This is a genomic window from Aliivibrio sp. A6, assembly GCF_028765505.1.
GTDB lineage: Bacteria > Pseudomonadota > Gammaproteobacteria > Enterobacterales > Vibrionaceae > Aliivibrio > Aliivibrio finisterrensis_A.
Window position 1 is genome coordinate 82,496 of record NZ_JARACR010000014.1, and the last position, 24,614, is coordinate 107,109.

Here is a 24,614-nt window from a genome sequence, read left to right on the forward strand (position 1 = left end):
GTATTAAAAACTCAGGCGGTCAAGATGACCGCCTGGAGGGTATTTCTTACTGTGCGCTAGTTACGTAGTCGATAGCAGCTTGAACAGTAGTGATTTTCTCAGCTTCTTCATCTGGAATCTCAGTGTCAAACTCTTCTTCTAGAGCCATAACTAGTTCAACTGTATCTAGTGAATCTGCACCTAGGTCATCAACAAATGATGCTTCGTTTTTAACTTCAGCTTCATCCACACCCAGTTGCTCAATGATGATTTTCTTTACGCGTTCTTCAAGATTGCTCATTTTAATTTTCCTAATTACAGACTTCGCTGATTTGCGATACTTGCTGTATTCTATTCATTAATAAGAAAGTTGCAAGGCTAAGATTGCTGGTCAAACCACGAAATTCGTGATTTTTAGTGCAATTTTGACCCAAAATTGACCTAAGTCACCCTTAAATCAATTTTAGTGATTAAACCATGTACATGCCGCCATTCACATGCAATGTCTCACCTGTGATATAAGCCGCTTCTGGAGATGCTAAAAATACAACTGCAGCTGCGATTTCTTTAGGATCACCTAAACGACCAGCAGGTACTGATGATAGTGTTGCAGCTCGTTGGTCATCATTCAAGGCTTTTGTCATGTCTGTTTCGATAAAACCTGGAGCGACAGTATTCACCGTTACGCCACGTGAAGCGACTTCACGAGCCATCGATTTAGTAAAGCCAATTACGCCTGCTTTTGCAGCAGCATAGTTAGTTTGACCTGCGTTACCCATAGTACCAACAACAGAACCTACGTTGATAATGCGACCATTACGTTTTTTCATCATGCCACGAAGTACGGCTTTAGATAAACGGAAAATAGACGTTAGGTTGGTATCAATAATATCCATCCACTCGTCATCTTTCATGCGCATAAGTAGGTTATCACGAGTAATACCCGCATTATTCACTAAGATATCAATCGCACCAAACTCATCATTGATGGTTTTTAGTACTTCAGTTACAGATTCTGCATCTGTTACATTCAAAGCAAGACCTTTACCGTTCTCACCTAGATATTCACTGATAGCAACTGCGCCATTTTCAGAAGTTGCAGTACCAATAACCGTTGCACCGCGAGAGACTAATTGCTCAGCAATAGCGCGACCAATACCGCGGCTAGCGCCAGTAACTAAGGCAATTTTGCCTTCTAAATTCATCATTTACTATTCCCTTTAATTACTTAGCAGCTTCAAGAGAAGCGGCATCATTTACCGCTGCAGCGCTAAGTGATTTAACGATTCGTTTAGTTAAACCAGTAAGAACTTTACCTGGACCAACTTCATATAAGGTTTCTACGCCTTGCTCAGCCATTGTTTCTACTACTTCTGTCCAACGTACAGGGCAGTATAGTTGACGAACAAGTGCGTCTTTAATTTTTGCAGGATCTGATTCGGCAGCAACATCAACATTGTTGATAACAGGCAGTACTGGTGCTGAAAATTCAATGCTTTCTAGCGCTACCGCTAGTTTATCAGCCGCTGGTTTCATTAGTGCACAGTGAGAAGGTACTGATACAGGTAAAGGTAGTGCACGTTTTGCGCCCGCTTCTTTACATAATACGCCAGCACGCTCTACTGCATCTTTGTTACCAGCGATAACAACTTGACCAGGAGAGTTAAAGTTAACTGGTGAAACCACTTCCCCTTGTGCTGCTTCATCACATGCTTTTGCAATTGATTCATTATCTAAACCAATAATCGCATACATTGCACCAACACCAGCAGGTACTGCTTCTTGCATCAGTTGACCACGAAGCTCAACTAATTTTATTGCATCTTTAAAGTTAATAACGCCGGCACATACAAGTGCTGAATATTCACCAAGGCTATGACCTGCTAAAACAGAAGGTTGTGCTAACCCTTGTTCTTGCCATACACGCCATAAAGCAACAGAGGTCGCTAATAATGCAGGCTGAGTACGAAAAGTCTGATTTAGATCTTCTGCTGGACCATTTTGAACAAGTGACCATAAGTCATAACCTAATGCTTCTGATGCTTCAGCAAAAGTTTTAGTTACCACTTCGTGTTGCTCACCTAGTTCAGCAAGCATGCCAACAGCTTGAGAGCCTTGACCTGGAAAAACGATAGCAAAATTGCTCATGAATATTATTTCCTTTAAATAAGCACATAAAAGAAGCTAGATCATCAAACAGATGTCTAGCTCTTCACTTAAAACTTAACGAGTGCAGAACCCCAAGTGAAACCACCACCGAATGCTTCAAGCAATAACGTTTGGCCACGTTGAATTCTGCCATCACGTACCGCTTCATCCAATGCCGTTGGCACTGTTGCAGCCGAAGTATTACCGTGACGATCGAGAGTAACAACAACCTGATCCATCGACATTGATAGCTTCTTCGCTGTTGCTTTAATAATTCGTAAATTGGCTTGATGTGGAACTAACCAATCAAGCTCAGACTTATCCATTTGGTTTTCTTGAAGTGTTTCTTTCACCAAATTAGAAAGCTGTGTAACGGCAACTTTAAAGACTTCATTACCAGCCATATGTAGCCATTTGTCTGCTTCTTCATTTTGTCGAGAAGGGACAGGTAAAGAAAGTAATTCACCGAACTTGCCATCAGCGTGCAAGTGAGTTGAAATAATTCCAGGTTCTTCACTTTGGCCAATAACAACCGCACCAGCACCATCACCAAATAAGATAACCGTAGAGCGGTCTTCAGGATCACAGGTATGAGATACTGCATCAGAGCCAATAACAAGTACGTTTTTTGCCATACCCGTTTTGATATGTTGATCAGCAACACTCAATGCATAAACAAACCCTGAACAAGCTGCCGATAAATCAAATGCTGGACAGCCCTGAATTTCTAATAACCCTTGAACTTCACAAGCCGCAGAGGGGAATGAATATGTTGGTGTGCTTGTCGCTAAGATAATAAGATCAATATCGTTCTTATCTATACCGGCCATTTCAATTGCATTTACAGACGCAATATGACCCATAGTCGCTACAGATTCATTTTCACCGGCAATGCGACGCTCACTAATACCAGTTCGAGCTAAGATCCACTCATCACTAGTATCGACCATTTTTTCTAAATCCGCGTTTGTGCGAATTTGTGCTGGTAAATAGCTACCAGTACCTAAAATTTTGCTATACATGAAGACTAATAATGCCTCTCGAGTAAAACTGCCTCCAAGCGATCACTAATACGGTTAGGTATTTGTCGCTTGACCTCATGAACCGCTTCCTTGATGGCATTGTTAAAGGCAGAAATATCTGCACTTCCATGACTTTTCACAACAATGCCGCGCAATCCTATCAGACTTGCGCCGTTATACTGGTCGGGGTTCAGCTCTTTTAAGCTAGAAATGACATCACCAAAGAGCCATTTCGCTAAAATTTGTTTGAATTTTGATGTAACTAGGTGTGATTTTAGTTGATCTAAAAATAAATGTGCAACGCCTTCACTGGTTTTCAGACAAACATTGCCGACAAACCCGTCACAGACTACTACATCTGCAATGCCTTGATAAAGCTTATCACCTTCGATATAACCAATAAATTGAATATCTTGGCATTGATGCAGCATCTCAGCACAACGTTTTATTTGATCATTACCTTTTATTTCTTCTTCACCAATATTCAATAATGCGACTTTCGCTTTACGCCCTAAGGATTGTTCTGCTAATTCAGAACCCATTACGGCAAATTGAAACAGGGTTTCAGCATCACATGACACATTAGCGCCAAGATCTAACATCCAAGTACGTTGATTATTTTTCGTTGGTAATGGACTGATCAATGCTGGGCGTTCTACACCAGGAAGAAGTTTTAGAGTAAAACGAGATAATCCCATTAGTGCCCCAGTATTACCTGCGCTAATACACGCTTGGGCATCTTTACTGGAAACTAAATCAAGGGCGACTCTCATTGAGCTACCACGACTGTGTCGAAGCGCTTTTGAAGGTGGTGTATTATTGCCAATAACACTATCGCTATGGACAATTGAAAATCTAGAGCTGGGGGTATAATTTAGATGTGCTAATTGTGTAGAAATCGCATGACGATCTCCAACAATAGTGATTTTTAGCTCTGGGAATTGTGACAATGCCTGCACGGCGGCAGGCACTGTAACTTGGGGACCGAAGTCCCCACCCATCGCATCAATTGCAATGGTTAGCTGCTGCAAAGCGTCAACCTTACTTGTTGATTACCTTGCGGCCACGGTAGTAACCGTCAGCTGTAACGTTGTGACGAAGGTGAGTTTCGCCACTAGTTGCGTCTACAGATAATGCACTTGTAGTTAGTGCATCGTGTGAACGACGCATGCCACGCATTGAACGTGATTTCTTGCTCTTTTGTACGGCCATGGACCCTACTCCTCAATTACTGTTGTTTTAAAGATTTTAAAACATCAAACGGATTCGGTTTCTCTTCCTCTTCAGGAATTTCACCAAATACCAAATTGTTAGATTTGACCTGACAGTCTTTTATGTCATGCATAGCGACTTGCGGCAACGCTAGAATGAACTCATCAGTTACCAACTCAACGAGATCAACTTCACCCATTTCATTTAAATCTACAAGCTCATATTCCTCAGGAATTAGAGCTGCCTTTTCTTCGCTTAAAAAAGGCGTACACTTAAATGATACATTTAGGTGATGTTCAAAATTTTCATTACAGCGTTGACATTCCAACAACACAGTGACGTTAGCTTTACCAGAGATAACGGCTAGTCGTTGTTCGTCAACTTTAAATGACATAGTGACTTCAGCATCACTTTTCACATCTACAGTAGATTCAGCCAAACGCTTTAAAATATTAGATTGGATGATTCCATCGTAGTCTAATCTTCGTTGAGCGGTTTGGAATGCATCAACTGTTCGTGGTAATTTTACCTTTTGCATAGGGCGCGCATCTTATCTTTCTAAAGCCTTCGAGTCAAAGAAAAATGGCAAAAATTATGCTTTTTTTCTTCCCAGTTGCTATTTCAGCAGAGTTATACCAATGTAATTAATTAAGTGATCTATTTATTACGTAGGAAAATCACTTAAGAGTAAGACAAAAAATATGATAAGTAGTTATTCTACAAGCCTATTTTTTAACGCAGCTATTAAGTGATTTAACCAGTAATAATGAGCAGATAATTACTGGAATTGGTATCACTAATAATAAACGAAAAATTTAAGAAGAAGAACCTACTTATGCAATCAAAACTCATTCTAGCCTCAACATCGCCTTTTCGACGTTCGATCTTAGAGAAGATCCAGTGTCCTTTTGATGCAATTTCACCCGTTTGTGACGAAACTCCGCTTAATAATGAATCACCTAAAGAACTAGTCACTCGATTAGCGGAACAAAAAGCACGCTCTTGTGGAATAGAAGATCCACACCATTTGATCATTGGATCCGATCAAGTGTGCGTTATTAATGGCGATATTATTGGAAAACCACTGACTCGCGAAAAAGCCATTTCCCAACTTCAAAAAGCCAGCGGCCAAATCATTACCTTCTATACAGGGTTATCTTTATTAAACACCACCACAATGGTTGCTGAAACCCTTTGTGAAGAGTTTCACGTACACTTTCGATCATTAGATACACAACAAATAGAAAGCTACGTAGATAAAGAGATGCCACTTCATTGTGCAGGAAGCTTTAAGTGTGAAGGACTAGGAATTGCGTTATTCAATAAATTGGAAGGAAAAGATCCCAATACATTAATTGGTCTTCCTTTGATCACATTGATTGATATGCTAGATCGTCAAGGATTTTCAGTGCTTTAGTTTTTATATAACAAGTACAAAATGCGATAAGTGCCTATAACACTTATCGCTACCATTGCATTAGTGCGTAACTATTTTTTAGCTCGTAAGCCTTTTAGTACTCGTTCTAATTTGTTTTCCATTGGTGCGCTAATATCCATTAACTCTTCCGTACTTGGGTGAGTAAATTTGATATTTGCCGCATGCAAGAACAATCGATCCAAACCAAACTGTCCAGAATAAGCATCAAATCGTCTGTCACCATAACGATCATCCCAACCAATAGGATGGCCAGTATATTGGGCGTGCACACGGATTTGATGCGTTCGACCAGTAATTGGGCTTGCTTGGATTAAGGTCGCTTGTTCAAATTTTTCTAAAATTTTAAAGCGCGTCTCAGAAGGCTTACCATTCGGATTAACTCGAACAATACTGTTCACTTCATTTTTTAGCAAAGGTGCATTCACGACCTTACATGTGCTTTTCCACTGTCCCATCACTAATGCAAAATAGTATTTTTGTACTGTCTTATTGCGGAACTGCTCTTGTAGTCGTCGTAATGCTGAACGCTTTTTAGCAACAAGTAGAATGCCAGAAGTATCTCTATCAATTCGGTGAACAAGCTCTAAAAAACGCGCATCAGGGCGTAAAGCTCTTAATGCTTCAATTGCACCGAATTTAAGACCACTACCACCATGAACCGCTGTGCCTGAAGGTTTATTCAATATTAGAAGGTGATCATCTTCATAAATAATACAACTTTCAAGCTCAGACACTTTAGCTAATTTAACACTTGGTAAATCAGGCGCTGTAGATTCTGGTACTTTTACAGGAGGAATACGAACCATATCGCCCTCTTGTAATTTATACTCTGGTTTAATGCGTTTTTTATTTACGCGAACTTCACCTTTACGCACAATTCGATAAATCATGCTTTTAGGGACATTTTTTAAGCGGGCAAGAAGAAAATTATCGATTCGTTGCCCTGCAAAATCGTCATCAATATCGACGAATTGCACTTTAGGTTTATCATCAGTCATTTCTACATTCTACTGTCTTAATTCTAATTGATGAACCTTTTTTAGCTCACTTTCAAATAATGAAGATTGCTGCGGTTTAATCTGACTGTTATAGTTAGCCCCTGAAATTAGCCCAGATGGCTATTTCTTCACCTTGGTGAGCATAAAAGCACCAAAAGAACTAAAAATATACTGCTCGAATGCGGTGATGCGGCAATTGGCGTAAGACATCTATACTGCTTTGAGTTTTTTTGCTTGTTATGCCTAAACCATTTTTTATGTTTTAACGACCGCGAATAATTGCGGATCAGCACTATTTTATCGATAGTGTTGATGTGGATTGTGCCCTAGAGCATCCCTGAGTTCCAGCCGTGAGGCTGCACATGTAATCAGCCTTGGGATCTGGCACCATTTGAAATGGAAGTGGACAAACAAGCTCGACAATTTGTAATGAGTATTCCCTAATGAAAAGAATGTTGATTAACGCAACCCAAAAGGAAGAGTTGCGCGTCGCATTAGTTGATGGCCAACGCCTTTTTGATCTAGATATCGAAAGCCCTGGTCACGAATCTAAGAAAGCAAATATTTATAAAGGCAAAATCACACGTATCGAACCAAGCTTGGAAGCAGCTTTTGTTGATTACGGTGCTGATCGCCACGGTTTCCTTCCCCTTAAGGAAATTGCAAAAGAATATTTCCCTCAAGGTTACACTTATCAAGGCCGTCCAAATATCAAGGACGTTTTGAAAGAAGGCCAAGAAGTAATTGTTCAAGTTGAAAAAGAAGAGCGTGGCAACAAAGGCGCGGCTTTAACAACTTTCATTTCTCTTGCTGGTAGCTACCTTGTTCTTATGCCAAATAACCCTCGAGCTGGCGGTATTTCTCGTCGTATCGAAGGTGAAGAACGTACTCAACTGAAAGCAGCATTAAGCACATTAGAACTACCTCAAGGTATGGGTCTAATTGTTCGTACTGCTGGTGTTGGTAAATCTGCAGAAGAACTTGAGTGGGACTTAAACGTACTCCTAAATCATTGGGAAGCGGTTAAGCACGCATCAGAATCAAATCAAGCACCTTTCCTAATTCACCAAGAAAGTAACGTTATTGTTCGTGCAATCCGCGATTACTTACGTCGTGATATTGGCGAAATCTTGATTGATAGCCCAAAAATCTTTGACCGTGCTCGTCAACACATTCAACTTATTCGCCCAGATTTCTTATCTCGCGTTAAGCTGTATGAAGGCGAAATCCCACTATTTAGCCACTATCAAATCGAAAGCCAGATTGAATCTGCTTTTGAACGTGAAGTGCGCTTACCATCTGGTGGTTCTATTGTTATTGACCCAACAGAAGCACTGACATCAATTGATATCAACTCTGCTCGCGCAACGAAAGGCGGTGATATCGAAGAAACAGCATTAAATACAAACTTAGAAGCAGCTGATGAAATTGCACGTCAATTACGTCTACGTGATCTAGGTGGCCTTGTGGTTATCGACTTCATTGATATGACGCCAGTTCGTCACCAACGTGAAGTAGAAAACCGTATGCGTGAAGCGGTTCGAATGGATCGTGCTCGTGTTCAAATCGGTCGTATTTCTCGTTTCGGTCTTCTAGAAATGTCTCGCCAACGCTTAAGCCCGTCTTTAGCTGAAGCAAGTCACCATATTTGCCCTCGTTGTACGGGTACTGGTGTTGTTCGTGATAATGAATCACTAGCACTGTCTGTTTTACGTTTAATTGAGGAAGAGTCTCTAAAAGACAATACAACTCAAGTTCTTGCAGTTGTTCCTGTCTCTATTGCTTCTTACCTGCTCAATGAAAAACGTCGTTCAGTTCAGCACATTGAAAAATTCCACAATGTTCGTGTAATCATTGTTCCGAACTCTGATATGGAAACGCCTCACTTTGAAGTGATTCGTATCCGTGATGGTGAAGAACAAGAAATGCTTTCATACCTTCTACCTAAGAAACTAGAAGCGTTACGTGAAGCAGAAGCAAAAGAAGCCCCTGCGGTTAATATTGCTCCTAGAAAACGCGAAGAACCTGTTCTTCAAGGCTTCAGTGCTCCAGCTCAAGCAGCTCCAATTGCGAAAGTACAAGAAACAAAAGCACCAGAAGTAAAAGCAACTGCTGAAGAAAAACCGGGTATTATTAGTCGTTTCTTCACTGCGATTGCAAACTTCTTCTCTGCACCAGAAGCAGCACCTGCTGAAACTGAGAAAAAAGTAGAAGAAGAAAAACCAACTCAGCGTCGTAATCAAAACCGTAATAATGATCGTCGTCGTAACGAAAATGGTCGTAATAACCGCAACAATCGTCGTAACGGTAATGATAACCGCAACAACAACGAAAATCGCACTGATAATCGTCGTGGTAAAAAAGTTGAAGATAATGTAACTAAGCCAGTTAAAGTAGCGGCTGAAAGCAAACCAACGAAACAACCTAAAGCTCGTAAAGAAATTGCAGAGCAAGGGCTTCAATTAGCAGCAGAAGCACAACAAGTACCTGCGCAACCTTCTGATAAACCAGCTGAAAAACGCGAAAAAACGGTTCAAGTTAAACAACGCCGTCAACGCCGTCAGTTGCAAAAGAAAGTACGTACAGGTAAAGCAGTAGAAGCGGAAGTAGAAGTTCCTGTTGAAGTAGCAACAACAACAGAAACCCAAGCACAAGTAACTACGCCTGCAGAAGCAAATACTGAGAAGAATACAGAACGTAAAGAAGGCCAACGTCGTAACCGTCGTTCACCTCGCCACTTACGTGCAAGTGGTCAACGTCGTCGTCGTCGTGATCGTCGTCCTGTGAATCCTGCTCGTCTATTTGCTGGTGTTGCGTCTCCTGAAATGGCGATGGGTAAAGCTTACCCTGACTATGCTCGCATCTTAGAGATGAAACAAGCAAAACGCCAACAAGAGAAGTTCATTGATAATGAAACTCAAAATGCACAAGACCAAGCAAGTCAAACCACTACAGTAAAAGCTCAAATCGGTGGTGTTGCATTCCCTGAAATGGCTATGGGCAAAGTGTTACTGCCTTATGTTCCTGCTAATAAAGCAGAAGCAATAGTAGAAACACCGGTAGTTGAACATGTTATTTCTGAAGCGCCTGTAGCAACAACTCAAGCTGAGGCTCCAGTAATTAATGATGTACCAGCAATTGCAGAAGCACCAGTAGCGGAGCAGAAGGTTGAAGTAACAGAAGCTCCTGTAACTCCTGCTGAAGTTGCAGGAGTAGAGACATCAGCACCAACGACGACTGTTGTTGCTGAAAAACCTCAATACAAAGGTCACGCTTCTTCTGGAATGACTAAAGCAACAGGTCCAACAGAGATTAAAGAGATCACTGTTACGGCTGCTGCATTTAGAACTGAGCGCTTTGAGCCAAAACAAGCTGGTAGTCAAACAGCCACTTCTCAAGCAAGTGCAGCAATGGCGAAAACAGCGGGTTTATAATTTTTTAGGCAAACGCCTTTAAAATAAATAACCAATAAAATTAAGCAAGTTACATTTCGATGTAACTTGCTTTTTTTATATCTAATTCCGAATATACATTGAAGTTCATCACGCTTTTCTGTACGATTCGCCGCATACTATGCTTGAAAAACAACCAAGAAGATATCTAAAAATAATGTTTGAATTTCCAAAGTTTTCTAATCATTCAGTGAAGAATGATGTTCTATCAGGGTTAACCGTTGCGTTAGCTCTAGTCCCTGAAGCTGTTGCTTTCGCCTTTGTTGCTGGTGTTGACCCTATGGTTGGCCTATATGCTGCTTTCATTGTCGGCTTAATTACATCAGTTATTGGTGGTCGCCCTGGAATGATTTCAGGCGCAACTGGCGCGATGGCTGTTGTAATGGTTAGCTTAGTTGCAGTTCACGGCGTACAGTACCTTTTTGCAGCCATCTTACTCGCTGGTATTCTGCAAATTACCGCAGGTTTATTTAAACTAGGTAAGTTCATTCGTATCGTTCCACATCCTGTAATGATCGGATTTGTAAACGGCTTAGCTATTGTTATTTTCCTTGCTCAACTTGGTCAATTTAAAGCCCCTGACGCACTAGGTAATTTAGATTGGTTACAAGGCGACCAAATGATGCTAATGCTTGCCTTAGTTGCTGTGACTATGGCTATCATTCACTTCTTACCTAAATTAACAACAGCTGTGCCTTCTTCCTTAGTGGCTATTATTGTTGTAACAGGGTTAGTTCAAGGTTTAGATTTAGATACTCGTACTGTTGTAGACTTCCTACGTACAATGAGTGGCGATGAAGCTGCAACATTAGCAGGCTCTCTTCCTACTTTCTCTGTGCCTAATGTCCCATTATCTTTAGAAACACTGTACATCATCTTTCCTTACGCGCTTATTTTAGCAGCTATCGGTTTAATTGAATCATTACTAACTTTAACGGTTATTGATGAGATGACAGGTACTCGTGGTCAATCTAACCGTGAATGTGTTGGTCAAGGCGTAGCAAACGTTACTTGTTCTGTATTTGGAGCAATGGGCGGTTGTGCGATGATTGGTCAATCAATGATCAATGTTAACTCTGGCGGTCGTGGTCGTTTATCAGGCATTACTGCGGCACTTGCGTTGCTTGGCTTTATCTTATTTGCTTCTGGCTTAATTGAGATGATCCCTCTAGCGGCATTAGTTGGTGTAATGTTCATGGTTGTTATTGGTACGTTTGAATGGGCAACGTTTAAATTGGCTCGTCGTGTACCAAAACAAGATTTCTTTGTCATTGTATTGGTAACTGTTGTAACGGTTCTAACTGACCTTGCTGTGGCTGTTGGTGTAGGTGTTATTGCATCGGCACTTATGTTTGCATGGCAACACGCAAAACATATTTACTCAACAAACTCTGTGAATGATGAAGGCTCTAAAGTATATGAAATTAATGGCCCAATCTTCTTTGGCTCTGCAGCTAATTTCTTAGAGTTATTCGATGTAGAAAATGATCCTCAAGACATCGTTATTGATTTTGCGGCCTCACGTGTTGTTGACCATTCAGCTATCGAAGCCGTTGATACTATTGCTGAGCGTTACTCTAAAGCAGGCAAAAAAGTACATCTTCGTCACCTAAGCCAAGATTGCCATGCCCTTCTAAACAAAGCGGGTAGCTTGGTTGAAATAAATGTACAAGAAGATCCAATCTATAAAGTGGTTAGTCAGTAAAGAGACATTCACTTTTATCATTGATAGATAATATAAATCCCGATATGGTTCTCCTATCGGGATTTTTTATATCTCAAATAATACCAATCTACATAAGTATTTGATCATTCTTGCTTGTTAAAATCGATTATATCTGCGTTATAAATTTTGTAATTAGATCCACTAGTTACTGTAATTTATGCCTTGCTCTAATCGATTTTTCCTACGCAATTATCTGAACAACTACTTATCCAGAATGGTATAACTTCAATAAATGAACTCCCCCCTATTTTTAATGGAATAGAAATCATGATAGAACAAGATAAAAAAGATGAACGCTATAAGCAACGCCAGTCAAAGATCAAAGAAAATGTCGACAAGCGTGTTGAAGATGCGCAGACAGAAAAAGGCTTGTTAATTGTTGTTACCGGTAATGGGAAAGGAAAAACTACTTCTGGCTTTGGCACAGTAGCAAGAGCGGTTGGACATGGCTTGAATTGTGTTGTAGCTCAATTTATTAAAGGGACATGGGACTGTGGGGAAAGAAATTTACTAGAAGGTCATGGTGTCCCTTTCTATGTTATGAAAACAGGATTTACTTGGAATACTCAAGATAAAGCAGCGGATACCGAAGCAGCACAACGTGTATGGCAAGAATGCAAAAAAAGCTTATCCGATGAATCTGTCGATCTTGTTTTGCTTGATGAAATGACTTATATGGTCACTTATGGTTATATCGGACTTGATGAGTTAAAAACAGCATTGCAAAACCGTCCCAAAATGCAATCGGTAGTTATTACTGGTCGAGCTGCGCACCGTGAGTTGATCGAAATGGCTGATACGGTATCTGAAGTTCGAAATGTAAAACACGCTTTCGATTCAGGCATTAAAGCACTGAAAGGCGTAGATTGGTAAATTATCTATCTTACATAACAAATAAAAATGGCCTGTATCAATAACGATAACAGGCCACTTTTTAAACTGTTATTATCACAGTAAATTAATTGAAAAGTCCTTTCAGCAATTTATTTGCTGCGTCTTTTACTTTTTCATCTTTAATCTTATCGCCATATTTTTCTTCAAGTTTTTCGATACCGCGATCAATTTCTTTCTTTGCTTTTTGCTGCATCACATCATCAAATTCAAGCTTATACTTTGGCTTAGCCCATGGACCTGTAATTCGAATTGGGATCGTAACATCTTTAAGATCATCAATACCTTTACCACCCTGGCCTTTTAATGAGCCAACGATTGATGTTTTAATTAGCATGTTTGCCGTTTCATTTACATAATGAGCAGAACCTTCGCCATGAATACGAAGTAATGGCGATACCATTTTAATATTTTTGGTTGTCGCATTTCCTTTTGATAAATAAAAGTCGGCAGTTAATGCACTGAAGTCTGTTTTCTCAGCTTCTTCGCTGCCTTTAACTTTTTCACCTTTAATTTTTGCATAAGTTGTACGGATCAATAATGGGATATTAACGCCGTTAACCGCACCATCGGCAAAATTAATAGAGGCTTTACCTTTAAGGTTTTCTTTTAAAGCACTTGGTTTTAAGCTCTTACCTGAAACATTCAGCGCCATATTACCATTGCCTTCAATCAGGCTTTCACCCATAACATCTGTCAATAAAGGAGCAACTTGTACCCCTTTGATTGATTGCTTAATACTATACGTAGGCGTGGTTTTACGAGCATCCAAGGTCGCAGTCATATCAATAGCACCATCGTATAGATCAGAGTGGAATTTCGTCAGTTTTAACACCCCACGATTAACTGAAAATACAGAGGTTACATTTTGCATCTTGGCATTACTTGCTTTGAACTTATCTATAATAATAGTTCCTGCGACATCAAGCGTTTTTAATGCACTTAAATCAGGCTCCACTTCTGTTGCCTTACTCGCTGGTAGCTCTTTATTATTACTTGCTGTTTTTTCCGTTGCTGTTACTTCACTTTGAGGCAAGGTCGCTAATAAAGCATCAACATCAATATTCGGACTACGTAACTCAAAGCGTACCTTAGGTATATCATTTAACTGAACGCTCATCTTGCCATTAAAATCAGTATCTACTGCTGACAGTGCCAGTTTTTCAATCTTTAAATACGATTTATTTAAATCAAATGTACTGTTAAAACCAATAATGGCCGTAACATCTTCGTTTGGTATTCCTTTACCTTTTATGTTGTTAGTGCTTGAAAAGTCTTTAACTTGAATAACATCTAATGCTTTTGGTACATATAGAGCAAAGGTAGAGATAGAGTTAACATTAAGCGCATTCGCCTTACCTATCGCCTTTAGGCTGATATTGGCCCATGTATCAAAAGAAAACTGATCAATGGTAAAAGAGATATCATTAAATTTATTTGATGCATCTGAATAAGAGACATTAAACTCTGTCTGCTTTAATGATGCATCATCTAATGTCACTGCAATATTTAAATCAGTCTCACCTTTTAAAGCTACGTTCTGTTGGCCTAAATCCCCTTTTAAATCAAACTCTAAATGAGCCCATTGACCAGGACTAAATTGAGACAGTGATAAATTCATATCACTAAAATACATTTTAGTGCCCGCTTTATCATCCTGAATAAGTACTTCTGCATTCGTTAGTGCAATGCCTTCTAATGTTACTTTCCAATCATTAAGTTGAGTACTTGGTTGAGTATTATCCGTTATTTTTGCTACTGGCTCTTCTGATGTTGTTTCAATCGTCTCAATCTGTTCTTTAGTTGGACCAATATTGTCTAAGTTCGTCGTACCATTTTTTAGTGTATGTAGCGTAAAAGAAGCGCCATCCAAAGTAACTAAACCAATATTAATTTCATGTTGAAATAATGGACGAACATTAAGGTCTAATACCGCATTATTAAATTTCACAAGATCAGGAGTTGAAAACCCCTTTGGATTACTTAAAGCAACTTCACCAATAGAAAAACCAATTGATGGGAAGAAACGCCATTCAATATCACCATTAATGGTTAACTGGCGACCAGTCTGCGCTTCTACCTGCTCTTTTATCAGTGGTTTAAAATCATTTGGATTCACAAGCAGTACTAGCACTAAAAATGTAATAATAACTGCGATGAACGGTATGCTAATCAATAAGGCTATTTTTTTCACGACCAAAATCCATCTATTGTATTTAAAGGGTTACATGAGTGTTAATTATGCCATCAGTAAGACATAAAAAACATAAGCTTATCCATAGTTATATACCTAAATATTTCAAAGTGACAGAAACGAAGCAAAAAAAAAGGCCAACAATTATGCTGGCCTTTTTCAAAATCATAATATTACGCTTTAAGTAATCGCGAAATATGCGCTTTCAATACATCGATCGCAATACGGTTTTTACCGCCACGTGGAACAATGATATCAGCATGCTGTTTAGATGGATCAATAAACTGCATGAACATTGGACGTACTGTTTTCTGATATTGCTCAAATACAGATTCCATTGTGCGACCACGCTCTTCTACATCACGTCTAGCACGACGTAATAAACAAATATCTAAAGGCGTATCCATGAACACACTTGCGTGCATTAAATTACGTAAACGAGGATCAGTTAAAAGCAGAATACCTTCAAGAATGATCACTTTTTTAGGAGTCATCACATCAACTTCAGAAGTACGTGTGTGCTCAGTATAGCTATAGGTTGGAATATCAACCGCTTCACCACGCATAAGCTGTTCAAGATGTTCACAAAGTAATTCGTGATCAAGAGCACTTGGGTGATCGTAATTTGTTTTGACTCTTTCTTCCATGGTCAGGTGGCTTTGGTCCTTGTAGTAACTGTCTTCAGTTATTACACCAATTTGATGATCGCCAACTTTTGCTCGTAGTTCGTTATAAATAGTAGAAGCGATCAGACTCTTACCTGAAGCTGATGCTCCTGCAATACCTACGATAATACAGTTTTGATTACTGTTCTCTGACATAAAAGATACCTAAAAGTGTGCGAGATGCGGTTATTAAAATAAAACCGCCTAATTATAGGGATTACGAACGATACTTTCCACCGATAATTACGCTAAACACCGACACTATAAAGACTTGAACATTATTTGGTCAGCAATAACCTCTCCTTGCCAATATAATCGACTAGATACTTGTTCTGCGAGCTGAATATAGAGCTGACTATGGGCACTCGCTAGGTTTTCGGCAACACTTGGCGTGCCTGAATCAGTCTCACTGCGAATATCTATATGCAATGGCAACTTACCAAGTAATGGAATTGAATACTTCTTCGCCATTAACTCTGCACCACCGGTTCCAAAAATGGCTTCTTCATAACCGCATTGTGAGCAAATATGCACACTCATATTCTCAACGATGCCAATAACAGGAACATCTACTTTCGTAAACATGTTCACTCCTTTAATCGCATCAGTTAATGCAAGATCCTGTGGTGTAGTAACTATTACTGCTCCAGTCGTTGGTATCTGCTGAGATAGCGTTAGTTGAATATCTCCTGTTCCTGGTGGCATATCAATAACAAGATAATCCAGCTCTGGCCACCATGTTTCATTAAGTAATTGAGATAATGCCTTTGACGCCATTGGACCACGCCACACCGCCGCTTCTGCTTTATCTACTAAATAACCAATTGAATTACTGTAAATACCATGAGCCTCTACTGGCATCATGCGGTTATTGTCTACAATGTTTGGTTTTTTATCTTCTACGCCTAACATTAAAGGAACAGATGGCCCATAAATATCCGCATCTAATATGCCAACTCGAGCGCCTAAATGATGTAACGCTAATGCCAAATTCACCGCAGTTGTTGATTTACCAACCCCACCTTTGCCGGAACTAACAGCAATGATATTTTTCACCCCTTTAACTGCAGGTTTATCTGTTTTTAAGGTTGCTGGTTTAGTCACCACATCAAAAGAGAGTGAATCCAGTTGTAAACTCTGTTTTTGTTGCTCAGCCCAAGCCAATAACTCTTGCTTTAAGGAGATAGAGACAAAAGGGAGGGTTACAGTAACAGTGCCATTAGCTGTCAGTGATACCAAGTTTGGTATATCAGCCCATCCCTCACAAAGTTGCGAATGCGTAAATTCATTTAACCAATTTTTAATCTCAGCCATCGTTGTAAATGCCATCTTACCTATTCCTTGATTATTTTTACTCATCCTAGCACTAATTGAGTCTTTGATCCTCTATGCTTTCTAGCTCGCTTCAGGTACTATTTATCTCTTAAAATTTTCACCCATCACATTAAGCGAAAGAGAAGATATGGCTACAGATCCGAGAAAAATTCTGGTTACATGTGCTCTACCGTATGCAAACGGTTCAATCCACCTAGGTCATATGCTTGAGCATATCCAAGCGGATATCTGGGTTCGTTACCAACGTTTACGCGGCAACGACGTTAACTTTATTTGTGCAGATGACGCTCACGGCACACCAATCATGCTTAAAGCTCAACAGATGGGTATCACTCCTGAAGAAATGATTGCAGCAGTAAGCGAAGAGCATCAGAAAGATTTCGCAGGCTTCGACATTAGCTTTGATAACTATCACAGCACACACAGTGATGAAAACCGTGAGTTAGCCTCTCATATCTATTTAGAGCTAAAGAAAAACGGCTTTATTACTAGCCGCACTATTTCTCAGTTATTCGATCCTGAAAAAGAAATGTTCTTACCTGACCGCTTCGTAAAAGGCACTTGCCCGAAATGTAAAGCAGAAGAACAATACGGTGATAACTGTGATAACTGTGGCGAAACATATAGCCCTACTGATCTGATTAATCCTAAGTCTGCAGTGTCTGGTGCAACTCCAGTGATGAAAGATTCTGAGCATTTCTTCTTTGACTTACCTCAGTTTGAAAGCATGCTGAAAGAATGGACTCGCTCTGGTTCTTTACAATCAGAAACAGCAAATAAGATGCAAGAATGGTTTGAATCAGGTTTACAACAGTGGGACATCTCTCGTGATGCACCTTACTTTGGCTTTGAAATTCCTGGTGAAACAAATAAATTCTTCTACGTTTGGTTAGACGCTCCTATTGGCTACATGGGTTCTTTCAAAAACCTTTGTAACAAACGTGACGATCTAAACTTTGATGAATACTGGAAAAAAGACAGCACGACTGAGCTTTACCACTTCATCGGTAAAGACATCGTATATTTCCACAGCCTATTCTGGCCTGCAATGCTTGATGGCGCAGGTTTCCGTAAGCCAAACAATGTATTTGTCCATGGTTATGTTACGGTGAATGGCGCGAAAATGTCTAAATCTAAAGGCACTTTCATTAAAGCGGGTACTTACTTAAATCACTTAGATCCTGAGTGTCTACGTTACTACTATGCCGCTAAACTAAATAGCCGTATTGATGATCTTGATTTAAACCTTGAAGACTTCACTCAACGTGTAAACTCTGATGTAGTAAATAAGATTGTTAACCTAGCTTCTCGTAACGCTGGCTTCATTACTAAACGCTTTGATGGCAAACTAGCAGATAACTTTGCAGAGCCTGAGCTTTACAATGAATTTATTGCAGCAGCTGATCGTATTGCTGAGCTATACGAAACTCGTGAATTTAGCCGTGCTATTCGTGAGATTACCGCGCTTGCAGACAAAGCAAATCAGTACATTGATGAAAAAGCACCTTGGGTATTAGCAAAAGAAGAAGGCAAAGAGCAAGAGCTACAAGAAGTTTCTTCTGTAGGTATTAACTTGTTCCGTGTCCTAATGGCTTACCTAAAACCTGTAATGCCAGAGCTTGCTGCACGTACTGAAGCTTTCTTAAACGAAACGTTAACGTGGGAAGGCGTTACACAACCATTAACGTCTCACGAAATCACTACGTTTAAAGCGCTATTTGCTCGAATCGACCCTAAGAAAGTTGAAGCTATGGTTGAAGAGTCAAAAGAAGATGCTGCTGTAGAAATGGCCGCAAAAGAGAAAGCTGAAGCGGAAAAAGAAAAAGCAAGTCAAACTGAACTAGACAAAGACCCAATCGCAGATGAGATTGAGTTTGATGCGTTTGAAGCAGTTGATATGCGCATTGCACGTATTATCTCTTGTGAAGAAGTGCCAAAAGCAAACAAGCTACTTAAATTCCAACTGGACATTGGCGGTGAGACTCGTCAAGTGTTCTCTGGAATCAAATCAGCATACAAACCTGAAGAGCTGGAAGGCAAGTTAACCGTGATGGTTGCTAACCTTAAACCTCGTAAGATGAAGTTTGGTATGTCTGAAGGCATGATCCTAGCTGCAGGCCCTGGTGGTAAAGATCTTTGGATTCTTGAACCACACGAAGGTGCTCAACCTGGTATGCGTGTAATGTAATTCTTTTTCTAAAAGATAATACCAATCGTAGTAAATAACTTACTTACTGTGATTGGTACAACTTACAAACAAAAATAGAGACCAAATGGTCTCTATTTTTTTATCTATTTATAAGCGATTACACACTTATAAAACTGACGCTAGAGACAGGTTAATCTCACTTAATACTTGTGATGGATTCTCTGCCTGTGTAATTGGGCGACCAATCACTAAATAATCAGAACCAGAGGTAATTGCATCAACCGGTGTCATAATGCGTTTTTGGTCACCGATATCAGCACCTGCTGGACGAATGCCAGGAGTCACTAACTGAAAGTCTTTACCTAGGTCAGCTTTCAACATTGAAGCTTCTTGTGCAGAACATACAACGCCATCTAAACCACTATTTTTAGTTAATGCCGCTAAACGTTTTACTTGTTCTTGTGGTGTGATATCTAAACCAATACCCGCTAAATCTTGTTGCTCCATACTTGTTAGTACTGTTACACCAATAAGCAATGGACGATCTTTTCCATATGGTTCTAAAATTTCACGTGATGCCGTCATCATACGTTCACCGCCACTAGCATGAACATTCACCATCCACACACCCATTTCAGCTGCTGCACGCACTGCTTTTGAACAAGTATTAGGGATATCATGAAACTTTAAATCTAGAAAAACAGAAAAACCACGTTTATGAAGTTCCTTTACAAACTCAGGGCCAAATAAAGTAAACATCTCTTTACCCACTTTCAAGCGGCAAGAGCTAGGATCAATTTTATCAACAAACGCTAATGCATCTGCTTGATTATCATAATCCAATGCAACGATCACCTTTTGGTCTTTCATTTTCTCTCCTTTGGAATTGCTCATTTTGTTTTACTTAAAAAAAGAGGCACTAAGAGCGCCTCTTCATTATTCACCATCTAAACCCTTTATAGGCTTAATTGCTCCCCACCCTTTACAGGATGGACATTGCCAAAATAATCGATGGGCAGAGAAACCGCATTTACAACAACGATAATTCGGTTTCATTTTTAATTGCTCACCAACTAGGTTTTGTAAACTCGATAAACTGGCTTTTGCTCTACCATCTTCAGCTTCATCAACATGATAGCCCATAAGACGGTAGAAGCCTTTCATTGTCGGATTTTTTAGCAGTTGCTTAGTCATATAACCTTGAGCTAATGCTGTACCTTCATGCTTTGCTATTAAATTAGACAGCATTAGCTCTGCACTTGCCCCTGCGCCTTTTGCTATCGCTTCTTTTAAAAAGTTAAGCAATGAACCTTCTCTATCTAAGTGTTCATAACACTCTGCAAGTAATGGCAATGCCTCACTGATAAAATCAATATCTTGATCTAAAACGGATTCTAATTGCGCTGCAGCCGCTTTATAGTTTTCTTCTTCTATTAATAATTTCGCCATCATTAATGATGCTCGAACGCAGTTATTATCAATAGATAAGGCTTTTTTCAAATTCTGTTTTGCTTTATTTAAGTTACTATCAGCAAGCTCTTGCATTGCTAATTCACAATAATAATGAGCAATGTCGGGTTTTAGCTTTTTCTTACCCATTTTCACTAAACTATTAGCAAAGGTAATGGCTTGTTCCCATTCTCTTGTTTGTTGATGAATAGCAACTAACTGAAGTAAAGCGGCTTCTTTATGATCAGGCTCGTCCACTAACTGCTCAAATATTTTTTCGGCACGATCCAAAATACCAGCAACCATATAATCTTTTGCAAGTTGTTGAAGTGCTATATTTCGTTGATCTAACGTTAAGTTTGGACGAGCGATGAGGTTTTGATGAATTTTGATGGCGCGGTCCACTTCACCACGGCTTCTGAAAAGGTTACCTAATGCAAGATGGGTATCTATCGTATCGCTATCGACCTGAAGGAGCTCGATAAAGTGATCTACTGCTTTATCTGACTGATCAGACAGCAATAGATTCAGACCCGCCACGTATTGACGTGACAGGTGATTTGTATCTCTTTGACGTTGTTGTGTCGCACTCCTATTACCCATATACCAACCATAACCGGCTGCAATAGGTAATAATAGGAATAGCAGTTCTAACATTTAGTCACTACCCTTTGGTTGAATCTAAACGCAGTTTATTCAACTCTGCAGTTTGTTTATCGAGACGCTTACGTAAACGACGCTGCGTCATACTCACTTTTAAATACATACTGCCACAAATCAGCCAGCCTAAACCAAAACCAGTCGCAAAGAATATTCCTAGCAAGGTTGATAATTGAAAATCACCCTGTGCCAACAAATAGTTAAAATTAACAATAATCTGGTTTTGTGCACCGACCGCTAATGAGATCAGAAATAAAGATAATAATAAAATAGCTACAACAATTTTCACTGGTATTCCCTCCAGTTAATGAACATCTAACAATATCTTATTTTACGGCTCTAAAGATACACCTAAACGCACTGAAAATGAACATAAAAAAACGGCATACTAAAAGTATGCCGTTTTTATATGCCAATTTACATTAGCTGAAATTCACACGTTCACGCAGTTCTTTACCTGGTTTAAAATGAGGAACGAACTTACCGTCCAATTCTACTTTATCACCAGTTTTTGGATTACGACCTAAACGAGGCTCTCGATAGTGTAGAGAAAAACTACCAAAACCACGAATCTCTATACGATCACCGCCCTCTAGCGTTGTTGCCATCTGTTCAAGGATTTCCTTGACTGTATCTTCAACCTGCTTAGCAGAAAGTTGAGGCTTTTTACTACACAGTTGTTCAATCAGTTCAGATTTTGTCATAAATGACCTCTCCTACGTTATCGAAAGAAAAGGGAGCATTACGCTCCCTTTAAATTTACTTATTCGCCTTTAGCTGCTTTGAAAGCGTCAGCCATTGCGTTACCGAAACCACCGTCTTCAGACTTAGTGTTCAGTGAAGCCATTGCTTCTTGCTCGTCAGCTTCATCTTTAGCTTTGATAGATAGGTTAACTACGCGGTTCTTACGGTCTACACCAGTGAACTTCGCTTCAACGCTATCGCCAACGCTTAAGATTAGAGATGCATCTTCAACACGGTCGCGAGATAGCTCAGAAGTACGGATGTAACCTTCTACGCTGTCTGCAAGAGTGATTGTAGCGCCTTTAGCGTCAACAGCTGAAACAGTACCGTTTACTAGAGTACCTTTCTTGTTGTCTGCTAGGTAGTTGTTAAATGGGTCTTCTTCCATTTGTTTAACACCTAGAGAAATACGCTCACGCTCTGCATCTACTGCTAGAACAACAGCAGAGATTTCGTCGCCTTTCTTGTACTCACGTACCGCGTCTTCACCTGTAGCATTCCAAGAAATGTCAGATAGGTGAACTAGACCGTCGATGCCGCCGTCAAGACCGATGAAGATACCAAAGTCAGTGATAGATTTGATCTTACCAGTAACGTGGTCGCCTTTAGCTTGCGCTTCAGCGAATGTCTGCCATGGGTTAGCTTTACATTGCTTAAGACCTAGAGAGATACGACGACGTTCTTCGTCAATCTCAAGAACCATAACCTCAACTTCGTCGCCTACATTAACAACTTTAGAAGGGTGGATGTTCTTGTTAGTCCAATCCATTTCAGAAACGTGTACTAGACCTTCAACGCCTTCTTCGATTTCAACGAAGCAGCCGTAGTCAGTTAGGTTAGTAACACGACCAGAAAGTTTGTGACCTTCTGGGTAACGCTTAGCGATAGCTACCCATGGATCTTCGCCAAGTTGCTTAAGACCTAGAGAAACACGAGTGCGCTCACGATCGAACTTAAGAACTTTAACATTGATCTCGTCACCAACATTTACGATCTCAGATGGGTGCTTAACACGCTTCCAAGCCATATCTGTGATGTGTAGTAGACCGTCAACGCCACCTAGATCAACGAATGCACCGTAGTCAGTAAGGTTCTTAACGATACCTTTAACTTCCATGCCTTCTTGTAGAGAAGCAAGTAACTCGTCACGCTCAACACTGTTTTCAGATTCGATAACAGCACGACGTGAAACAACAACGTTGTTACGCTTTTGGTCAAGTTTGATTACTTTGAACTCTAGCTCTTTGCCTTCAAGGTGCAGAGTGTCACGTACTGGACGTACATCAACAAGAGAACCAGGTAGGAATGCACGGATACCGTTAAGTTCAACTGTGAAGCCGCCTTTAACTTTACCGTTGATAACACCCATAACTGTTTCAGCATCTTCGTATGCTTTTTCAAGTTGGATCCAAGCTTCGTGACGCTTCGCTTTCTCACGAGAAAGTTGAGTTTCGCCGAAACCGTCTTCAACAGCGTCAAGAGCAACGTCTACTTCAGAACCAACTTCAACTTCAAGTTCGCCAGCAGCGTTCTTGAATTGTTCAGCTGGGATAGCTGCTTCAGACTTAAGGCCAGCGTCAACAAGAACGAAACCGTTCTCGATAGCTACTACAGTACCTTTAACGATGCTGCCTTGTTGGAATTCAGTTTCATTCAGAAACTCTTCAAAGAGTTGAGCAAAAGATTCAGTCATTAATTTGATCTTCAATATTAAACGTCCATGGGTATCCTACCGCATGGGGTTGATAGTAAGGTTAGTTATCATCCTTGCAACTAACTAAGTTTTCATTATAGCTTAGATTCAATAAAAGTAATGGCTTGCGCGACAACTTCGTCAATATTCATTGAAGTTGAATCTAATACTAAAGCGTCTTCTGCAGGACGTAATGGCGCGACAGCTCTATTGCGGTCTCGATCATCACGTTCTTGGATTTCGCTTAAAAGACGGTCAAATTTAACATCTAACCCCTTCTGTTGCAACTGCTTCATACGGCGATTCGCACGTTCTTCTGCACTTGCATCTAAAAATATCTTCACTTCAGCGCTTGGGAACACCACTGTGCCCATATCACGGCCATCAGCAATTAGGCCAGGCTGAGCAGAAAATGCACGTTGGCGACGTAATAATGCTTCACGTACTTGTGGCAACGCTGCAACTTTTGAAGCCGCCATTCCTGTTTCTTCTTTACGAAGTTCAGCCGAAACATCCTCACCTTCAAGAATGACTTTAACAAGTTCGCCTTCCGCTTTAAATTGCACGTCTAAATTAGCGGCTAAAGGAACAAGGCCATCTTCTGAGTTTAAATCTACTCCGTGATGAATCGCAGCTAGTGCTAACACACGATAAATTGCACCGGAATCTAATAAGTTATAACCTAGCTTTTCTGCAAGTAACATACACAATGTGCCTTTACCTGCTCCACTTGGACCATCAACAGTAACGACTGGTGAATGAGTTGTCATGGAGTTCTCCAATTAATTATTGTGATTGGTTTCTACGGACGCATTATACCCAAGTCAGATTATTTATATACTCTAGATTATTAAAAACT

At 40.1% G+C, this 24,614-nt stretch carries 22 protein-coding genes; 5 read left to right on the plus strand and 17 right to left on the minus strand.

Annotated features, from left to right (window positions below; translation table 11 throughout):
• Positions 1–46: 46 nt before the first annotated feature.
• From acpP to yceD, 7 genes are all read right to left on the minus strand, one after another.
• On the minus strand, positions 47–280 hold the full coding sequence (gene acpP, locus PVK70_RS10185) for an acyl carrier protein (protein WP_017051317.1): 234 nt from the start codon (positions 278–280) through the stop codon (positions 47–49).
• A 169-nt stretch (positions 281–449) separates the two neighbouring features.
• Positions 450–1,184 (minus strand): 3-oxoacyl-ACP reductase FabG, encoded by a 735-nt coding sequence (fabG, locus tag PVK70_RS10190; protein ID WP_165367164.1) that lies wholly within the window; start codon positions 1,182–1,184, stop codon positions 450–452.
• A 19-nt stretch (positions 1,185–1,203) separates the two neighbouring features.
• The gene (gene fabD / locus PVK70_RS10195) at positions 1,204–2,127 is read right to left on the minus strand and encodes an ACP S-malonyltransferase (protein ID WP_130045538.1); all 924 of its coding nucleotides are present in this window, start codon (positions 2,125–2,127) and stop codon (positions 1,204–1,206) included.
• A 68-nt stretch (positions 2,128–2,195) separates the two neighbouring features.
• The gene (locus PVK70_RS10200; RefSeq protein WP_130045539.1) at positions 2,196–3,149 is read right to left on the minus strand and encodes a beta-ketoacyl-ACP synthase III; all 954 of its coding nucleotides are present in this window, start codon (positions 3,147–3,149) and stop codon (positions 2,196–2,198) included.
• A 5-nt stretch (positions 3,150–3,154) separates the two neighbouring features.
• A complete protein-coding gene (gene plsX / locus PVK70_RS10205) occupies positions 3,155–4,180 on the minus strand; it encodes a phosphate acyltransferase PlsX (protein WP_130048223.1) in 1,026 nt (341 codons plus the stop codon).
• A 10-nt stretch (positions 4,181–4,190) separates the two neighbouring features.
• Entirely contained in the window at positions 4,191–4,361 is a 171-nt protein-coding gene (rpmF, locus tag PVK70_RS10210; RefSeq protein ID WP_060991458.1) for a 50S ribosomal protein L32, read from the minus strand.
• A 16-nt stretch (positions 4,362–4,377) separates the two neighbouring features.
• Positions 4,378–4,899 (minus strand): 23S rRNA accumulation protein YceD, encoded by a 522-nt coding sequence (gene yceD, locus PVK70_RS10215; RefSeq protein ID WP_130045541.1) that lies wholly within the window; start codon positions 4,897–4,899, stop codon positions 4,378–4,380.
• 297 nt (positions 4,900–5,196) lie between these two features.
• On the opposite strand from yceD, the gene PVK70_RS10220 reads away from it, so the two are divergent.
• Entirely contained in the window at positions 5,197–5,778 is a 582-nt protein-coding gene (locus PVK70_RS10220) for a Maf family protein (protein ID WP_130048224.1), read from the plus strand.
• A gap of 71 nt (positions 5,779–5,849) precedes the next feature.
• On the opposite strand, the gene rluC is transcribed toward PVK70_RS10220, so the two are convergent.
• Positions 5,850–6,797, minus strand: coding sequence for a 23S rRNA pseudouridine(955/2504/2580) synthase RluC (gene rluC, locus PVK70_RS10225; RefSeq protein ID WP_130048225.1), 948 nt, complete (start codon positions 6,795–6,797; stop codon positions 5,850–5,852).
• Between the two features lie 443 nt (positions 6,798–7,240).
• Between rluC and rne the strand changes: the two genes are divergently transcribed.
• From rne to cobO, 3 genes are all read left to right on the plus strand, one after another.
• Positions 7,241–10,231, plus strand: coding sequence for a ribonuclease E (gene rne, locus PVK70_RS10230; RefSeq protein ID WP_130048226.1), 2,991 nt, complete (start codon positions 7,241–7,243; stop codon positions 10,229–10,231).
• Between the two features lie 175 nt (positions 10,232–10,406).
• Positions 10,407–11,954, plus strand: a complete 1,548-nt coding sequence (locus tag PVK70_RS10235; RefSeq protein WP_130048227.1) for a SulP family inorganic anion transporter — start codon at positions 10,407–10,409, stop codon at positions 11,952–11,954.
• Positions 11,955–12,242: 288 nt separating this feature from the next.
• Positions 12,243–12,848, plus strand: a complete 606-nt coding sequence (gene cobO, locus PVK70_RS10240; protein ID WP_130045545.1) for a cob(I)yrinic acid a,c-diamide adenosyltransferase — start codon at positions 12,243–12,245, stop codon at positions 12,846–12,848.
• Positions 12,849–12,933: 85 nt separating this feature from the next.
• Here the strand turns inward: cobO and PVK70_RS10245 are convergent, their stop codons facing one another.
• From PVK70_RS10245 to apbC, 3 genes are all read right to left on the minus strand, one after another.
• Positions 12,934–15,060: an AsmA family protein gene (locus tag PVK70_RS10245; RefSeq protein ID WP_130048228.1), complete on the minus strand. Its 2,127-nt coding sequence runs from the start codon at positions 15,058–15,060 to the stop codon at positions 12,934–12,936.
• A gap of 173 nt (positions 15,061–15,233) precedes the next feature.
• Positions 15,234–15,881, minus strand: coding sequence for a uridine kinase (udk, locus tag PVK70_RS10250; RefSeq protein WP_130044231.1), 648 nt, complete (start codon positions 15,879–15,881; stop codon positions 15,234–15,236).
• Positions 15,882–15,986: 105 nt separating this feature from the next.
• Positions 15,987–17,054: an iron-sulfur cluster carrier protein ApbC gene (apbC, locus tag PVK70_RS10255; protein WP_130048229.1), complete on the minus strand. Its 1,068-nt coding sequence runs from the start codon at positions 17,052–17,054 to the stop codon at positions 15,987–15,989.
• Positions 17,055–17,187: 133 nt separating this feature from the next.
• Between apbC and metG the strand changes: the two genes are divergently transcribed.
• Positions 17,188–19,248 (plus strand): methionine--tRNA ligase, encoded by a 2,061-nt coding sequence (metG, locus tag PVK70_RS10260; protein WP_130048230.1) that lies wholly within the window; start codon positions 17,188–17,190, stop codon positions 19,246–19,248.
• A gap of 126 nt (positions 19,249–19,374) precedes the next feature.
• On the opposite strand, the gene pyrF is transcribed toward metG, so the two are convergent.
• The 6 genes from pyrF to cmk all read right to left on the minus strand — a co-directional run bounded on the left by pyrF (position 19,375) and on the right by cmk (position 24,525).
• The gene (pyrF, locus tag PVK70_RS10265; protein WP_130048231.1) at positions 19,375–20,079 is read right to left on the minus strand and encodes an orotidine-5'-phosphate decarboxylase; all 705 of its coding nucleotides are present in this window, start codon (positions 20,077–20,079) and stop codon (positions 19,375–19,377) included.
• A 66-nt stretch (positions 20,080–20,145) separates the two neighbouring features.
• Positions 20,146–21,315, minus strand: a complete 1,170-nt coding sequence (gene lapB, locus PVK70_RS10270) for a lipopolysaccharide assembly protein LapB (protein WP_130048232.1) — start codon at positions 21,313–21,315, stop codon at positions 20,146–20,148.
• 7 nt (positions 21,316–21,322) lie between these two features.
• The gene (locus PVK70_RS10275; protein ID WP_130044226.1) at positions 21,323–21,607 is read right to left on the minus strand and encodes a LapA family protein; all 285 of its coding nucleotides are present in this window, start codon (positions 21,605–21,607) and stop codon (positions 21,323–21,325) included.
• 133 nt (positions 21,608–21,740) lie between these two features.
• A complete protein-coding gene (gene ihfB, locus PVK70_RS10280; protein ID WP_045102545.1) occupies positions 21,741–22,022 on the minus strand; it encodes an integration host factor subunit beta in 282 nt (93 codons plus the stop codon).
• A gap of 59 nt (positions 22,023–22,081) precedes the next feature.
• On the minus strand, positions 22,082–23,755 hold the full coding sequence (gene rpsA, locus PVK70_RS10285; RefSeq protein WP_130048233.1) for a 30S ribosomal protein S1: 1,674 nt from the start codon (positions 23,753–23,755) through the stop codon (positions 22,082–22,084).
• 95 nt (positions 23,756–23,850) lie between these two features.
• On the minus strand, positions 23,851–24,525 hold the full coding sequence (cmk, locus tag PVK70_RS10290; RefSeq protein ID WP_130044224.1) for a (d)CMP kinase: 675 nt from the start codon (positions 24,523–24,525) through the stop codon (positions 23,851–23,853).
• Positions 24,526–24,614 lie beyond the last annotated feature (89 nt).

Bases quoted from the DNA above. Each gene is read 5' to 3' on its own strand.
- acpP (WP_017051317.1), bottom strand. From the start codon at position 280: ATGAGCAATCTTGAAGAACGCGTAAAGAAAATCATCATTGAGCAACTG.
- fabG (WP_165367164.1), bottom strand. From the start codon at position 1,184: ATGAATTTAGAAGGCAAAATTGCCTTAGTTACTGGCGCTAGCCGCGGT.
- fabD (WP_130045538.1), bottom strand. From the start codon at position 2,127: ATGAGCAATTTTGCTATCGTTTTTCCAGGTCAAGGCTCTCAAGCTGTT.
- PVK70_RS10200 (WP_130045539.1), bottom strand. From the start codon at position 3,149: ATGTATAGCAAAATTTTAGGTACTGGTAGCTATTTACCAGCACAAATT.
- rpmF (WP_060991458.1), bottom strand. From the start codon at position 4,361: ATGGCCGTACAAAAGAGCAAGAAATCACGTTCAATGCGTGGCATGCGT.
- yceD (WP_130045541.1), bottom strand. From the start codon at position 4,899: ATGCAAAAGGTAAAATTACCACGAACAGTTGATGCATTCCAAACCGCT.
- PVK70_RS10220 (WP_130048224.1), top strand. From the start codon at position 5,197: ATGCAATCAAAACTCATTCTAGCCTCAACATCGCCTTTTCGACGTTCG.
- rluC (WP_130048225.1), bottom strand. From the start codon at position 6,797: ATGACTGATGATAAACCTAAAGTGCAATTCGTCGATATTGATGACGAT.
- rne (WP_130048226.1), top strand. From the start codon at position 7,241: ATGAAAAGAATGTTGATTAACGCAACCCAAAAGGAAGAGTTGCGCGTC.
- PVK70_RS10235 (WP_130048227.1), top strand. From the start codon at position 10,407: ATGTTTGAATTTCCAAAGTTTTCTAATCATTCAGTGAAGAATGATGTT.
- cobO (WP_130045545.1), top strand. From the start codon at position 12,243: ATGATAGAACAAGATAAAAAAGATGAACGCTATAAGCAACGCCAGTCA.
- udk (WP_130044231.1), bottom strand. From the start codon at position 15,881: ATGTCAGAGAACAGTAATCAAAACTGTATTATCGTAGGTATTGCAGGA.
- apbC (WP_130048229.1), bottom strand. From the start codon at position 17,054: ATGGCATTTACAACGATGGCTGAGATTAAAAATTGGTTAAATGAATTT.
- metG (WP_130048230.1), top strand. From the start codon at position 17,188: ATGGCTACAGATCCGAGAAAAATTCTGGTTACATGTGCTCTACCGTAT.
- pyrF (WP_130048231.1), bottom strand. From the start codon at position 20,079: ATGAAAGACCAAAAGGTGATCGTTGCATTGGATTATGATAATCAAGCA.
- lapB (WP_130048232.1), bottom strand. From the start codon at position 21,315: ATGTTAGAACTGCTATTCCTATTATTACCTATTGCAGCCGGTTATGGT.
- ihfB (WP_045102545.1), bottom strand. From the start codon at position 22,022: ATGACAAAATCTGAACTGATTGAACAACTGTGTAGTAAAAAGCCTCAA.
- rpsA (WP_130048233.1), bottom strand. From the start codon at position 23,755: ATGACTGAATCTTTTGCTCAACTCTTTGAAGAGTTTCTGAATGAAACT.
- cmk (WP_130044224.1), bottom strand. From the start codon at position 24,525: ATGACAACTCATTCACCAGTCGTTACTGTTGATGGTCCAAGTGGAGCA.